Genomic DNA, 15,111 nt, shown 5'->3' with positions numbered 1-15,111 from the left:
ACATGGCCACGCTTGTCCTCGGCGCAGCCGGCGCCGCCATTGGCGGCAGCATCGGCGGCGCGATCCTCGGCGTCAGCGCCGCCACCATCGGCGGCTTCATCGGCTCGAGCATCGGCTCGGTCGTCGACAGCTGGATCATCTCGTCGCTGGCGCCGACGCAACGCATCGAGGGTGCGCGGCTCGACACGCTGCGCATCACCTCGGCCACCGAGGGCGCGGTGATTCCGCGGCTCTATGGCCGGATGCGCATGGGCGGCAACATCATCTGGGCGACCGATTTCCGCGAGGAGACGAAGACCACAACGCAGGGCGGCGGCAAGGGTGGCGGGGGCGGCAAGGTCAAGACGACCGAGTATCTGTACTACGCCAGCTTCGCCGTGGCGCTCTGCGAGGGCCCGATCACCGGCATCGGCCGCATCTGGGCCGACGGCAAGCCGATGGACCTCTCCGGCGTCACCTGGCGCTGGTATCCCGGCGACGAGACGCAGACTGCGGACCCGTTCATCGCGGCGAAGATGGGCGCGGCCAGCACGCCGGCCTATCGCGGCACGGCCTATGTGGTCTTCGAGGAACTAGCGCTCTCGACCTATGGCAACCGGCTGCCGCAGCTGTCCTTCGAGGTCTTCCGCCCGCTCGCCGATCCCGACACCGCCGAGGGGCTGACCCGCGCCGTCACCCTGATCCCGGCCTCGGGCGAGTTCACCTATGCCACCGACGCCATTCGCAAGGGTAGCGGCGGCGCGACGGTGCCCGAGAACCTGAACGCGCTGGCCGACTCCACGGACATGGTGGAGGCGCTCGACCGGCTGCAGGCGATGGCGCCTGCGGTCGAGAGCGTCAGCCTCGTGGTGGCGTGGTTCGGCGATGATCTGCGCGCGGGATCCTGCAAGGTGCGGCCGGGCGTCGAGGTGTCGGCCAAGTCGACCACGCCTGCCACTTGGTCGGTGAACGGCGTCAGCCGCGCCGATGCTTTCCTCGTCAGCCGCGACGACCAGGACCGTCCCGTCTATGGCGGCACGCCGTCCGACTTCGCCGTCGTACAGGCGATCCAGGAGATGAAGGCGCGCGGGCTTCGGGTCACCTTCTATCCCTTCATCCTGATGGACGTGCCGCCCGGCAATACGCTGCCGAACCCGTATTCCGACAACGCCGCGGAGACGGGCCAGCCTGCCTTCCCCTGGCGCGGCCGGATCACCTGTTCGCCCGCGGCGGGCTACGCCGGGACCGTGGACAAGACCGCCACGGCGGCAAGCCAGGTCGCGGCGCTGTTCGGCGCGGCCACCCCCGCCAGCTTCAGCGTCTCGGGTCAGTCGGTATCGTGGACCGGACCATCCGGCGACTGGGGTCTGCGCCGGATGGTGCTGCACTACGCCCATCTCTGTGCCGCGGCGGGCGGGGTCGATGCCTTCCTGATCGGCACCGAGATGCCGGGGCTGACGACAATCCGCTCGGGCGCCAGCACTTATCCCGCCGTGCAGGCCTATCGGGATCTGCTCGCGGATGTTCGCTCGATCCTCGGGTCGGGGACGAAGATCGGCTATGCCGCCGACTGGTCGGAATACTTCGGGCACCAGCCGGGCGACGGCAGCGGCGACGTGTTCTTCCACCTCGATCCGCTGTGGGCCGATCCGGAGATCGATTTCGTCGGGATCGACAACTACATGCCGCTCTCGGACTGGCGCGACGGGTTCGAGCATGCGGACGCGGCAGAAGGCTGGCCCGCAATCTACGACCGCGCCTACCTGCAGGGGAACATCGCGGGCGGAGAAGGCTTCGACTGGTTCTATGCCAGCGCGGTCGACAGATCCGCGCAGGTGCGCACTCCGATCGCCGACGGCGCGGCCAGCAAGCCGTGGGTCTTCCGCTACAAGGATCTGCGCGCCTGGTGGTCGAACGCGCACTACAACCGCCCCGGTGGCGTAGAGAGCGGGACGGCGACGGCGTGGGCGCCGCAGTCCAAGCCCATCTGGTTCACCGAGCTCGGCTGTCCCGCCATCGACCGGGGCACCAACCAGCCGAACGTCTTCTTCGACCCGAAGTCGTCCGAGAGCTTCACGCCGCATTTCTCGCGGGGCTGGCGCGACGACGCGATCCAGCGCGCCTATCTCGAGGCGACGTGTCTCTGGTGGGGCGATGCCGCGAACAACCCGCTGTCCTCGGTCTACGGCGGCCGAATGGTACACGTCCCCGAATGCGCCGCCTGGACCTGGGACGCGCGGCCGTACCCGTTCTTTCCGGCGCTGACCGACGTCTGGACGGACGGCGCGAACTGGCGGCTGGGCCACTGGCTGACCCGGCGGCTTGGTGCGGTGTCGCTCGCGGCCCTCGTCCGCCACCTCTGCCTGCGCGCCGGGCTGCCCGAGGCGAGGGTCGACGTCACCGGGCTCTGGGGCGCGGTCGAAGGCTACGCCATCACCGCCCTGGAAAGCCCGCGCGCCTCGATCACCACGCTGTCGCGGCATTTCGGCTTCGACGCTGTCGAGACCGAGGGCGTGATCCGCTTCGTCATGCGCGGCCGGGCCTCCGTCGCCACCCTCGCGCCCGACGAGCTGGTGGCGGCCCGCGAGGGCGACGTGCTGGAACTGACGCGCGGCCAGGAGACCGAACTGCCGCAGGCGCTGAAGTGGCAGGTCGCGCGCGCCGACGAGGATTACGACGCGGCCCTCGTCGAGGCGCGGCGCATCACCGTGGACACGACCCGGATCGCCTCCGAGTCCTTCCCCATGGCGGTGCCACCCGAGGAGGCCGAGCGGCGCTGCCGCCGCGCGCTGATGGAGGCGTGGGTGGGGCGCGAGACGGCGGCGTTCCGTCTGCCGCCCTCGCGCCTCGCGCTCGATCCGGCCGACGCGATCCGGCTCGCCCATGACGGGCGGCTGGTCGATCTGCGGCTCGTCTCCATCGCTGACGCCGAGGCGCGCGGGATCGAGGCGGTCCGCCAGGATCGCGCGACCTACGACCTGCCGCCCGGCGATCCCCGCGCAGCCTCGCTGACCCGCGCGGTCGTGTTCGGCGCGCCGGATGCAGTGCTGATGGATCTGCCGCAGCTGACCGAGGACCAACCGGCACATCGGCCATTTGCGGCGGCGCACGCGGTTCCGTGGCCCGGGGAGATGGCGGTGTTCCGCAGTCCCTCGACCGATGGCTTCGAGTTGCTGACCACCTTCGGAACGCGGGCTCGGCTCGGCACGCTGGTCTCCGACTTCTTCGCGGGACCGACGTCGCGCTTCGACCTCGGCAATGCGCTGGTCGTCGACCTGTTGACCGGCACGCTGGAGAGCGTCACCGACCTGACCCTGTTCGGCGGGGCGAACGCGCTCGCGATCGAGAGTGCGCCCGGCGTCTGGGAAATCGTGCAGGCGAGCGCCGCGGAGCTTCTGGCGCCCGGCCGGTATCGGCTGACCCGCTTGCTGCGGGGGCAGCGCGGCACCGAGGGTGCAATGGGCAATCCGGCTCCGGCAGGCGTGCGGGTCGTCGTGCTGGACACTGCGCTGGCGTCCCTGCCGATCGCCGAGGCCGATCTCGGCATTCCGTGGAACTGGCGTATCGGCCCGGCGAGCCGCCCGATCAGCGACGAGACCTATGTGGGGCAGACCTTCACGCCTGAGGGCGTGGGGCTGCGGCCGTTCTCGGTCGCGCATGTCGAGCAGCCGTGGCGCAGGCCTCGCGCGCCCGGCGACCTGACCATCCGCTGGACACGCCGGTCCCGCGCGCTCGCAGCCGACAGTTGGGGCGGGCTCGAGGTGCCGCTGGCCGAGGAACTGGAAGCCTATGAGATCGAGATCCTCGACGGCTTTGCTGTGAAGCGGGTGCTGAGCGCGACCACGACCAGCGCGGTCTACACGGCCGCCCAGCAGACCGCCGATTGGGGCGGTCCGCTCGACCCCGGCGACACGCTCGACATTCGCATCTACCAGCTCTCCGCCCTCGTCGGGCGGGGCGCGCCCAAGACCGCCACGCTCTTGTTCTGAAGGCCTTTCCCATGTCCGACGCCACGATCCATCTCCTGCTGCCCTACATCCTCGCGGCGCAGGCCCAGAAGCATGTCACCCACAACGAGGCGCTGAGGATCCTCGACGGGCTCGTCCAGCTCTCGACCCTCGATCGGGACCTGACCAGTCCGCCCGGAAGCCCCACCGATGGCGACCGCTACATCGTCGCCTCGGGCGCGACGGGCGATTGGGCCGGCTGGGACCTGAACGTCGCGCTCTGGACCGATGGCGCCTGGCTGCACCTGCCGCCGCGCACCGGCTGGCGGGCGTGGGTCGAGGACGAGGGCCTGCTGCTGGTCTACGACGGCGCTGGCTGGGTCGGCACCACGCCAAACGCGCTGCAGAATCTTGCGCTGCTGGGGCTCGGCACCACGGCGGATGGGTCGAACCCGTTCTCGGCCAAGCTTAACGCCGCACTCTGGACGGCGAAGACCGTCGCCGAGGGTGGCACCGGCGATCTGTTTTACACCATGAACAAGGAGGCTGCGGGTGACGATCTCGGGCTGACCCTGCAGACCGACTTCGTGACCAAGGCGCTGGTTGGGCTGTTCGGTTCCGACCGCTTCCGCCTCGCAGTCTCGGCCGACGGCAGCACCTTCTTCGACGGGCTCAGCGTCGACAACGCCACCGGCATCGTCGATCAGCCCCGGCTGCCCCGCTTCAAGGCGTACACGAACTACGACAACTATGTCGGCGTCGGAACCTGGACGAAGATCGGCCTCAACAACACCGACTACAACGACCAGGGCGCGTTCGACGCCGCGAACAACCACTTCGTCGCCCCCGTGGACGGCACCTACCTCTTCGGCGCGACGCTGCTCTACAAGATCAACGCCAGCGCGACGGCCCGCATGCGCGGACGGCTCGTCCTGAATGGCACGACGGAAATCCGCGGCTCCCTCGGCGAAATCTCCGCCACCCACGTCTCGCTCGCCACCGCGATCTGGCTTCAGACCGTGGTGCCGCTCACCGTGGGCGATACCGTGGAGCTGCAGGGATATTTCCGGGTCGCGGACGGGTATTTCGCCGCCGACCACACGTCCTTCTGGGGCTGCAAGATCGGCTGAGCGGCGCAAGGAGGATCTGATGAACCCACCCCGATCCGAGGGCTTCGTGCGCATGCCCGACGCCGAGTTCGAGGCGATCCTGACCCGGGCGGCCGAGGAAGGCGCCAAACGCGCGCTCGCCGATGTCGGGCTCGACGGCGACGAGGCCGCGCTCGACATCCGCGATCTGCGCTCGCTGGTGGACTGTATCCGGCTGGTGCGCCGCACCGCGATGCAGACTGCAGTTCGCATGATCACCACCGGCGTCGTGCTGGCGCTGCTGGCGGGCATCGCCATCAAGCTCAAGATCTTCGGCAACGGCCCGTAGCCGTCGTCTCGTTCCGATCTGTCAGCCCATCATGACCCGCCCTCGAGGCGGGTTTTTTCGTTTGGAGGACCCCATGACCACGACCTTCCACCGCCATTGGCGTGACGTGCCGAAGAATGCCTGGCGCTGGCCGAACTTCTCGCCCGCCGAGATCGCCTGCCGGGGCACCGGCAAGCTGCTGATCAACGAACCCGCGCTTGACAGGCTGCAGGCGCTGCGCGACCGGCTGGGCAAGCCGCTGATCGTCCGCTCGGCCTATCGCAGCCCCGAGCACAACCGCGCCGTCGGCGGCGCGACCCGGTCGAAACACCTCGACGGCACCGCCTTCGACATTGCCATGGCGAACCACGATCCGGTGGCCTTCGAGGCGGTGGCGCGGGAGGTCGGTTTCCTCGGCTTCGGCTTCTATCCGCGCTCGGGGTTCATGCATGTCGACCTTGGGCCCGCGCGGCAGTGGGGCGAGCGGTTCCCGGTCCGGCCGACTGCCTTCGCCGAAGAAACGCCACCAGCGCGCGAGGTTCTGGCCGACAGCCGCACCATGAAGGGCGGCGGCGCGGCCGGTGTGGCGACGCTGGGTGCCGCGGGTGTCGAGGTTGCGCAGAGCGTCCTGGCCGAGACCCAGTCCGCCATCCTGCCGCTTGTGTCCTATCTCGAAACGCTGCGCTGGGTGTTCATCGCCGTGGCACTCGCGGGCGTCGCCGTGACCATCTACGCGCGGCTCGACGACTGGAAGCGGGGGCGTCGATGATCGCCGCGCTGCTGAGCGGCATTGCCGCCAGCCCATGGATGCGGGCCGCGCTGCGCTACGGCGCCGTTGGCTTCAGCGTGCTTCTGTTCCTGCTCGCGCTCCGGCGTTCCGGCGAGCGCACCGGCCGCCTCGCCGAGCGTCTTGAAACCACGGAGAAGACCAATGATGTCCAACGCCGGATGCTGGAGGCTGCCGCTCGCCGTCCTCGCGATCGCGCCGAGCTTGCTGACCGGCTGCGCAACGGCCGGTTCTGAAAACGGCGGCCTCGCGTTGTGCCCGCCGGCTGTGGAGTACAGCCGTGAGCTTCAGGCGCGGGCCGCCGAGGAACTGGCATCGTTGCCGGAAGGCTCGATCATCGCGGAAATGCTGAGCGACTACGCAGTGATGAGAGAGCAGGCTCGGGCCTGCTCTCTTGAGACAAGCTAGCAAGAGCCTGAGCGCCTGCGGTCTGCAATCCGCACCGATATGGCGACAGGCCGCATGCCGATTCGATCGCTGGACGCAGCGGCCAGGTGGTGTCCCTCACCGTTCCTTGTCGCCAGGATCAGCGTCGTGATCCCGAGGATCGCCGGGTCAGTACGTCCTCAATCTCGCGCGCCACGTCGTCGATGCCCTGCATTCCATCAACCGTAATGAGCTCATTCCTTCGGCGATAGTAGTCCAGTAGCGGCTCCGTTTTGTTCCGGTATGCGTCGAGACGTCTGACAAAGGTATCCCGATTGTCGTCGCTACGAGCCGTGCCGCCAGCGGCCAGCGTATCGGCGACGCGCTTTTCCATTCGCTCGATGAGCGAGGTCTGATCGACCTTCAGTTCGATCACTGCGTCAAGCCTGACGCCCCTTCGCTCCAGCATGGCCGTCAGGGACTCCGCCTGCGCGACTGTCCGGGGAAAGCCGTCGAGAATGAACCCTTTGCGGCAATCCTCTTGATCGATCCGGTCGGATACCATCTGGTTGACCACATCGTCGGGTACGAGTTCGCCGCGATCCATGATCGCCTTGACCCGCCGCCCGGTTTCGGTGCCTTCGGTCACAGCAGCGCGCAGCATATCTCCTGTAGAAAGCTGAGGGATCGAGTGGCGTTCGGCCAGGCGCTGCGCCTGCGTTCCCTTCCCTGCTCCCGGTGGTCCGAACACTATCAGTCTCATTGTCTCTTCTCACCTCTTGGATAGCCACGAGGGCGATGGCGGCGGTGATTCCGATGCACCGAGTACCGTTTGGAGAAGCCCTGCACTTGCGCGCAGGCCGGCGCTGACTGTGTTGGCGGACATGATATCCATGCTTCCAAGTCTGGCGCCGGAGCGAGACCGCTCCGGCGCCGAACTCCTTAGCGGCTCGATCCGCCGTACACGATGCCATTCGGCCGATCGCCGACGGGCACCGTCCTGACGACGTCCTGGCTCTCTACGTCGATGATCGACACTGTGTCGTCCGCAATGTTCGTTACGAACACGTAAGCCCCGTCCGCCGATGCCGACACGCCATGGGCGCCACCCCCGGTGGTGATCGTCTTCACGACCTCTCCCGTCGCCGTGTCGATCACGGACACCGTGTCGTTCGGCTCCGCGTCGGTGCCCTGGTTGGCCACGTAGACGTAGGCTCCATCCGGGGTCGCGAACATCTGGATCGGGTTCGGCCCGACGTCGATCCTGTTCGTCACCTCGCGGGACGAGGTGTCGATGACGGCCACCCGGTTCTCGTCGCGCAGCGAGACGTAGACCTGATCGCCAGACGGCGTGAACCCGACCTGTACAGGCGCTGCGCCCACCGGGATGCGCGCAACTTCCGTCAGGTCCTGCGTGTCGATGACGGAGACCGAGCCGTCCTCGACATTGGCCACATAGAGCTCGCTCTCATCCGGGCTGAGGCGCAGCCCGTGCGGATAGGCTCCGGTCGCGATGCGTTCGATCACCGAAGCCGCCGCGAGATCGACGACCGCAATTTCGTTCCCGCCGGAAAGCGAAGCATAGGCGCGCCCGTTGCCGTCGGCGACGACATGCGCCGGATGCGCCCCGACTTCCAGAGTGGCGACGGGTTGCGACAGTCGTTCCGGATCGAGCACCACCAGAACCCCTCCGCCCGCATCGGTGTCGGCATGTCCATCGTCAGCCGATCCGTGAGCGTGATCGGCGGCAGGGCTCCCGACCGCGAGCAGCAGATTTCCGTCCGGCGTCAGATCGACATTGTGCGGCGACACGCCGACGTCAACGGTCTCGACCGAACCCGTGCCGAGATCGATGGCGCTGATGGAATTGCCGCCCTCGTTGGCGGAGTAGACGGTCCCGCCTGTCTGACCGAGGGCGGTTGGTGCCTCGCCAGCGTTCGTCTCCAGCCATGCCTGCATCTCGGCGATCTCGCCTTCCTGCGCCGCGATGATCTGCTCCGCCCATGCCCGGGTCTGCGGATCGTCGCCGTATTGTTGGACGATCTTCGCCATGTCGATCGCACCCTGATGATGCGGGATCATGCCCCGGACGAAGGCGTCGTCCGGGTCATCGGCCATGACGCCTGCCATCATCGGTCCGTGCATTTCATTCATCGCGGCGACGTAGGCCTGCGTGAAGTCGGGAGCGCTGGAAAGGCTCGTTGGGGCGCCGTCAGCGCCGGGTGCGGCCATTCCGCCGTGCATGCCCCCCTGCATCATTTGCTGCATCGCCTGCATCATGGCCTGGCCATGCTCGGGGATGCCCTGCATGCCGGGCATCCGGTCCGAGGGAGACGTGGGCGCGGGAGCCTGTTCCGCTTGGGCGGGCGGGGTTCCCGGGTGGTGGGTATCATGTTCGGCCTGGGCGAGAGCAGCGCCCGGCAGGCCCGCCAGCAGGCTGACGGAAAGAACGATTGCAGTTCGGTTCATGGGTTTTCATCCTTGGCACCGGAGGGCCGGCGTCACATTCGCGGACGCGGGTCTCCGAAAGTTCGTCTGGGCTCGAAGTGCGCGCTGCCGGCGGTCGCGCCGGAGCGGCCGTCACGCAGCAATCAGACGAGGCGGCCTCAGGATTCCTTCGGGGGATCGTTCCCACGGGTCACGGTGCATGACCCTGAACAGTTCACCATTCACGGACGGCCCGAACGTCAGCGGCCCGACGGGAACGGCGGCGATCAGACAGGTCTGACAGCAGTCGGCCAGCATCTGGCCGCCGTCATCACTCTCGCAGCCTGCAGATGTCTCTGCCCCGTGATCGCCGGGCAGGTGATGTTGGCCGCAGTGGCTCGCCGTGGCCGCGCTCTGTTCGCGGTGGAGGGCGTGTCCGGTCGGGCTGGCATGCGCTACGCCCTGCAGAACGAGGGAGCTGATGGCAAGCAACAGGATGCCGATCGCGAACTGGCGCAATCGGCCGCATCTCGCCGCGAACGCAACTCTGAAGCGCCCGCTCATGAGCCACCTGCCTTCTCGGTGTCGAGCCGGGCCGATGCGCTGCTGACGCGGGCAAGGCCATCGCTCGCGGCTTGAGCTGCATCGGATCGGCGGCAAGGTGGACGGTCATGTGGAGGCGCCTGGCTCAGATTTCCTGCGCGCCGAGGTAGCGCCCGAAGGTCTGGGTGGTCGGACCGAACAGGAGCACTTCATAGGGCTCGGGTTCGACCCCGGAAAAATCCATGCCGGGCGAGCCGGCAGGCATTCCGGGAACGGCAAGTCCCGTCCCGGAGGGCCGCTCGGCCAGCAGGCGGCGGATCGCGGCAGCTGGCACATGACCCTCCACCACATAGCCGTCCACCTCGGCCGTATGGCAGGAGGTCAGCTCGGCCGGCACGCCGAGCCGCTCCTTGAGGCTGAACACGTCGTCCGAGTCCACGACCCGCACCGGAAAGCCCGCGGCTTCGATATGCGCGATCCAGCCGTCGCAGCAGCCGCAGGACGGATCCTTGGTGACGGTCACGAGCGGCAGGGCCTCGGCCCGCGCCCACGCCGGCATCGACAGCAGGAACGGAAGTGCGGCGGCGGCCGCGAGAACGGCCCGCCGGCCGATGGTGTGATCGTTCCGCATCGTCAAACCTTTCTTCGTGGACTCCATGATCTCACCGGCTAGTCCGGAGCGCGACCCACGAACGGGTGAGAATGCGCCGGCGTCCCGCGGCATGATGTCGCCTGTCAGATGCGCTCGCGGGAACGGCCCACGATGCCACCCGGACATCACAGCTTCACGCCCCGCAGCCGAGACGCATTCGCGATCACGCTGACCGAGGATAGCGCCATGGCGGCTGCCGCGATGATCGGCGACAGCAGGATGCCGAAGAACGGATAAAGCACCCCCGCGGCGATCGGGATACCGAGCGCGTTGTAGATGAAGGCGAAGAAAAGGTTCTGGCGGATGTTGCGCATCACCGCCTGAGACAGTCGCCGCGCCCGAACAATGCCGGTGAGATCGCCCTTCAGGAGGGTGACGCCCGCGCTCTCCATCGCCACGTCGGTGCCGGTGCCCATGGCGATGCCGACATCCGCGGCCGCGAGCGCAGGGGCATCGTTGACGCCGTCGCCCGCCATCGCCACCACCTCGCCCGCCGCCTTGTGCCGCTGCACGACCTCGCTCTTCTGGTCCGGCAGGACCTCCGCCTCGACCTCGTCGATGCCCAGCTGTCGGGCGACCGCCTTCGCTGTGGTCCAGTTGTCGCCGGTGAGCATGACCACGCGGATGCCTTGGGCCTTCAGCGCGGCAAGCGCTTCAGGCGTGGAGGGCTTGACCGGATCGGCGATGGCGAAGATTGCGGCGACCTCTCCGTCCACGCCCATGAAGATCGCGGTCGCCCCGTCTTGGCGCAGCCGGTCAGCCTGCGCGGCCAGCGGCGTCACATCGACCCCTTCTTCGGCCAGGAAGTTTGCGTTGCCGAGGGGAATGCGCTTGCCCTCGACCGTGCCATAGGCGCCCTTCCCGGTCGGCGAGTCGAAATCCGCAACCGGTGCGGTCGCGATCCCCCGCTCCTCTGCCGCGCGCACGATGGCGAGCGCCAGCGGATGCTCGCTCGCCCGCTCGACGCTGGCGGCCAGGCGCAGCACCTCCTCCTCGGTAAGACCGGCAGCGGGAACGATGGCCGTGACGGCGGGACGCCCCTCCGTCAGTGTGCCGGTCTTGTCGACGATGATCGTGTCGACCTTCTCCATGTGCTCGAGCGCCTCGGCGTTCTTGATCAGGACGCCATTCTGCGCGCCGCGGCCGACGCCGAACATGATCGACATCGGCGTCGCCAGACCCAGCGCGCAGGGGCAGGCGATGATCAGGACCGAAACCGCCACGACCAGCGCATAGGCGAAGCGCGGCTCCGGGCCCCAGATCGACCAGGCGATGAAGGCGAGCACCGCGACCACGATCACCGCCGGCACGAACCAGCCCGACACCTGGTCGGCAAGTCGCTGGATCGGGGCACGGCTGCGCTGTGCCTCTGCGACAAGCTGGACGATCTGCGACAGCATGGTGTCGCGTCCGACCTTGCGGGCCTCGATCACCAGCGCGCCGGACTGGTTCATGGTCCCCCCGATCGCCCGCGAGCCGACCTCCTTGGTCACCGGCATGGATTCGCCCGTCACCATCGACTCGTCGACGGCGCTGCGGCCTTCCAGCACCTCGCCATCCACGGGCACCTTCTCGCCCGGCCGCACCCGCAGGCGGTCGCCGACATGGACAGTGTCGAGCTGCACCTCTTCTTCGGTGCCGTCATCACGGATGACCCGTGCGGTTTTCGGGGCGAGATCGAGCAGCGCCCGGATTGCGCCGCTGGTGCTTTCCCGCGCCCGGAGTTCCAGCACCTGTCCGAGCAGCACGAGCACGGTGATGACCGCTGCGGCTTCGAAATAAACCGCGACCGACCCGTCATGCTGGCGGAAGGCGTCCGGGAAGATGTCTGGCGCGAGCGTCGCAACGACGCTGTAGATCCACGCCGCCCCCGTGCCCATGGCGATCAGGGTGAACATGTTGAGATTGCGCGTGACCAGCGACTGCCAGCCGCGCTGGAAGAAGGGCCACCCGGCCCACAGGACGACCGGGGTCGCGAAGAGCAGCTGGATCCAGTTCGAGGTCTGCTGATCGATGTAGCGGTCCAGCCCGAGGAAATGGCCGCCCATTTCCAGAATGAATACAGGGACCGTCAGCACCAGCCCGATCCAGAAGCGGCGCCGCATATCGATCAGTTCGAGATTGGGCTCCGCCTCGAGGCTGACCAGCACAGGCTCCAGCCCCATGCCGCAGATCGGGCAGGATCCCGGCCCCACCTGCCGGATCTCTGGGTGCATGGGACAGGTGTAGATCGTCCCCTCGGGCACGGGCTCGGCCTTTGCCGCCGCAGCGGCCGGGTCGAGGTAGCGGTCCGGCTCGGCCAGGAACTTCGCGCGGCATCCGGCCGAGCAGAAGTAATACGGCCGCCCCGCATGCTCGGCCTTGTGCTGCGTCGCATGGGGATCGACCATCATGCCGCAGACCGGGTCCTTGACCCGATGCACGCTGTCTGTCGGAGTCGCCTCCGCAGCGTGCGAATGCTCCGTCCCGTGGTGCCCCGAGTGAGCATGCCCGTGTTCGTGAGAATGTCCCGGCCCGCGATGCTCATGGCCGCCGACGCGAGAACTGCTCTCCATGTGGAGGGGGGCAGGGTGTTGGTCTTTGCTCTTGCTGGCCATCATGTACCTCGTCCGGGAAGTGCCCGAGAATCGTCCTCATTCGTCCTGCACCTTCCTGTCGTTGGAAGGTCAAGAGTAAGCCGCCAGGCGGAAGCCGCGGCGTCAGTGTTCATGCTGGGCGCTCCCTTCTTCCGGTCTTGCCCGCACGGCCTGCCGGGACTTCGCCTTCGGCCGCGTAACATCGATCTCGGCAGCTCCCTCCTCAACGGCAAGGCAGTATTCCTCGATCTGCGTGGTCGAGAAGTAGACCTTGAACCGGTCGCGCAGGAGGTTGTTCACCTCCCTCAGCACCCGCTCGCCATCCTGCCAGTCTCGAACGCAGACGTGGCTCGAGAACACGTTGCGCCCGGACGTCAGGCTCCAGGCATGGACGTGATGCACGTCCGTCACGCCCTCCAGCTCCCGAATGGCCGCGATCACAGCCTCGAGATCCAGGTCCTCCGGCGTGCCTTGCAGCAGGATGTGCAGCGACTCGCGCAGGATGCCCCAAGGAAGCCCAGAGCAGCACCAGTCCGAAGGCCATGCCGAGCAGCGGGTCGACGGCGAGGAAGCCGGTAAAGCGGATCACCAGGGCCGAGATGATGATGAGGAAGCTGCCGACGAACGTCTGCAGGATGTGCCAGTAGGCGCCCCGCATGTTCAGGTTGTCCTTCTGGCGCTCGTACAGGAGCCAGAGGGCGACAAGCTCGGTGGCGATGCCCCCCGCTGCCGCGATCAGCATCGGCGTGGTGGCCAACTCGATCGGCTCCATGAGGCGCATCGCGCCCATCCACAGCACGAAAATGGCCATTCCGACGAGAAAGAGGCCGTTGAAGAGGGCGCCGAGGATCTCCGCGCGAATGTAGCCGAAGGTGCGCGCCGGGCTGGACTTCCGCTCGCTCAGGCGCATGGCGACCAAGGCGATGAGCACGCCGCCGACGGCCGAGAAGGTGTGGAAGGCATCCGACATGACGGCGACTGAGCCCGTCCAGATGCCGATCCCGAGTTCAACGATGAAGTAAAGGCCGGTGAGCCAGCCGGAGATGACAAGCGCTTTGCGATCACCGCTCGCGGGCAGGTGGCCCGTATGGCTGCCGTGAGACATCGACATGGGTTCGCCTCCTGCTGACCGCGCATCATGCATCGTCGCGGTCGTTGAGGCCGCCGCAGCTCCAAGCTCCGGCGGCCCGAGTCCTTACTGCTGGCCCGCGTTCTCCTCGACCCAGGCGGTCATCTCCTCGATTTCCGGGCCTTGGGCGTCGATGATCTTCTGAGCCATCGCTTTCGACTCCTCATCGTCGCCATACTTCAGCTCGACTTCTGCCATGGCGATGGCGCCCGCATGATGCGCGATCATCCCGCAGTGGAAGGCGAGGTCGGGATCCTCGATGGTGTGGGTGGCCATCATCGGACCGTTCATCTCCATCATGGCCTGCATGGAGGCTTGCTGGGCCTCATCCATGCCCTCCATGCCTCCCATCATGGCGGACATGTCCATGCCCTGCATCATCCCCGGCATCCCGGACTGCTGGATGGCGTCCTGGCAGCCCTGCGGCAGGATCGACAGGTCGGGCATGGGACCTCCCTGTCCCGCCATGTGGCCAGCCTGCCCGCCTGTCCCGCTCTCCTGAGCGAAAGCCGCGGGCGCGGCGAGAAGGGCAGCAACGACGGCGGCGAGTTCAAACTTGCGCATAAGGGTTCTCCTTTGATGTAACTGGTTTCGGTGGGGATCAGGCCGCCATTTTCCGGCAGCTCTCGGCGCACCGGCGGCACGCATCCACGCATTCCTGCATGTCGCCGACCTGCTCGCAGCTCCGGGCGCATTCCTCACAGATCTCGGCACACTCACGGCAGAGATGCTTGTGATGACTGGTGCCGATCAGCATGAAATTCGCCGCGGTCTGGCAAATTTCGGCGCAGGCGATCATGAGCCGGAAGTGCTCCGGCTCGACATGCCGGCCACCTGCCTCAAGACAATGGTTCATGGCCATGCTGAGGCAAGTGCTGTGGCAGCTCAGGCATTCGTCGATGCAGCTCTGCATTTCAGGGGACATCTGGTGCATTTGTATTCTCCATCTTCGGAAAGCGCCGGGAAGAGAAGCAGCAAGCGTGGCGCTCGGCACTCGCAGCCAGCGATGACACGAAAAGACTTTCCTGGCGTCTTCAGACCGTCTTCTCATCCCTCCGGCGCGAGCGACGCCAGGCAGCAAGGCGCGACACGCGCTCTCGATGGGTAACGATCAGATCAGATGGACGTCCCGCGGGGGACGGCGCGGCCCATCCGGGGCAAGCCCGCTGAGCAGCGAGACCGGCATCACAAACTTCTGATCGTTCCTGCGCGGCTCTTTCAGATCAGGCGTTCGGCCGGGGATCAGCGCTGCCAGGCACGCATCTCCGCAACAGGCGAGCGTGTCATGG

At 67.3% G+C, this 15,111-nt stretch carries 13 protein-coding genes and 1 pseudogene; 5 read left to right on the top strand and 9 right to left on the bottom strand.

Features of this window, described 5'->3' with window-relative positions:
• Positions 1-2: 2 nt before the first annotated feature.
• The 5 genes from DRW48_RS14940 to DRW48_RS14920 all read left to right on the top strand — a co-directional run bounded on the left by DRW48_RS14940 (position 3) and on the right by DRW48_RS14920 (position 6,365).
• On the top strand, positions 3-3,968 hold the full coding sequence (locus DRW48_RS14940) for a baseplate multidomain protein megatron (protein ID WP_114077106.1): 3,966 nt from the start codon (positions 3-5) through the stop codon (positions 3,966-3,968).
• An 11-nt stretch (positions 3,969-3,979) separates the two neighbouring features.
• Positions 3,980-5,056, top strand: a complete 1,077-nt coding sequence (locus DRW48_RS14935) for a DUF2793 domain-containing protein (protein WP_043130262.1) — start codon at positions 3,980-3,982, stop codon at positions 5,054-5,056.
• Between the two features lie 19 nt (positions 5,057-5,075).
• Positions 5,076-5,363, top strand: a complete 288-nt coding sequence (locus DRW48_RS14930; protein ID WP_043130263.1) for a DUF6127 family protein — start codon at positions 5,076-5,078, stop codon at positions 5,361-5,363.
• 73 nt (positions 5,364-5,436) lie between these two features.
• Positions 5,437-6,111, top strand: a complete 675-nt coding sequence (locus DRW48_RS14925; RefSeq protein ID WP_114077105.1) for a YcbK family protein — start codon at positions 5,437-5,439, stop codon at positions 6,109-6,111.
• Positions 6,108-6,365 carry a hypothetical protein gene (locus DRW48_RS14920; protein ID WP_114077104.1) on the top strand — a complete coding sequence of 86 codons (258 nt, stop codon included), beginning with the start codon at positions 6,108-6,110 and terminating at the stop codon, positions 6,363-6,365. Before DRW48_RS14925 ends, DRW48_RS14920 begins: the two co-directional genes overlap by 4 nt.
• Before the next feature lie 290 nt (positions 6,366-6,655).
• On the opposite strand, the gene DRW48_RS14910 is transcribed toward DRW48_RS14920, so the two are convergent.
• From DRW48_RS14910 to DRW48_RS14875, 9 genes and pseudogenes are all read right to left on the bottom strand, one after another.
• A complete protein-coding gene (locus DRW48_RS14910; RefSeq protein ID WP_114077102.1) occupies positions 6,656-7,258 on the bottom strand; it encodes an adenylate kinase in 603 nt (200 codons plus the stop codon).
• Positions 7,259-7,437: 179 nt separating this feature from the next.
• Positions 7,438-8,964 (bottom strand): CopM family metallochaperone, encoded by a 1,527-nt coding sequence (gene copM, locus DRW48_RS14905; RefSeq protein ID WP_114077101.1) that lies wholly within the window; start codon positions 8,962-8,964, stop codon positions 7,438-7,440.
• A 111-nt stretch (positions 8,965-9,075) separates the two neighbouring features.
• Complete coding sequence (locus DRW48_RS16205; protein ID WP_036700223.1) at positions 9,076-9,486, bottom strand: hypothetical protein; 411 nt, start codon at positions 9,484-9,486, stop codon at positions 9,076-9,078.
• Between the two features lie 124 nt (positions 9,487-9,610).
• Complete coding sequence (locus tag DRW48_RS14895) at positions 9,611-10,096, bottom strand: DUF411 domain-containing protein (RefSeq protein ID WP_036700224.1); 486 nt, start codon at positions 10,094-10,096, stop codon at positions 9,611-9,613.
• Between the two features lie 146 nt (positions 10,097-10,242).
• Complete coding sequence (locus tag DRW48_RS14890) at positions 10,243-12,510, bottom strand: heavy metal translocating P-type ATPase (RefSeq protein ID WP_231565656.1); 2,268 nt, start codon at positions 12,508-12,510, stop codon at positions 10,243-10,245.
• A 306-nt stretch (positions 12,511-12,816) separates the two neighbouring features.
• Positions 12,817-13,104 (bottom strand): cation transporter dimerization domain-containing protein, encoded by a 288-nt coding sequence (locus DRW48_RS16595; RefSeq protein WP_462498360.1) that lies wholly within the window; start codon positions 13,102-13,104, stop codon positions 12,817-12,819.
• A 157-nt stretch (positions 13,105-13,261) separates the two neighbouring features.
• Positions 13,262-13,798 (bottom strand): annotated as a pseudogene (locus DRW48_RS16590) (cation diffusion facilitator family transporter); the annotation flags it as partial.
• Positions 13,799-13,888: 90 nt separating this feature from the next.
• A complete protein-coding gene (gene copM / locus DRW48_RS16500; RefSeq protein ID WP_036708062.1) occupies positions 13,889-14,386 on the bottom strand; it encodes a CopM family metallochaperone in 498 nt (165 codons plus the stop codon).
• 37 nt (positions 14,387-14,423) lie between these two features.
• A complete protein-coding gene (locus DRW48_RS14875; protein ID WP_036708060.1) occupies positions 14,424-14,756 on the bottom strand; it encodes a four-helix bundle copper-binding protein in 333 nt (110 codons plus the stop codon).
• Positions 14,757-15,111: the final 355 nt, after the last annotated feature.

The sequence above is a fragment of the Paracoccus suum genome, assembly GCF_003324675.1.
Classification (GTDB): Bacteria; Pseudomonadota; Alphaproteobacteria; order Rhodobacterales; family Rhodobacteraceae; genus Paracoccus; species Paracoccus suum.
The sequence above is the reverse complement of the archived record's forward strand: the minus strand, read 5'-3'. Positions and strand labels throughout refer to the sequence as shown.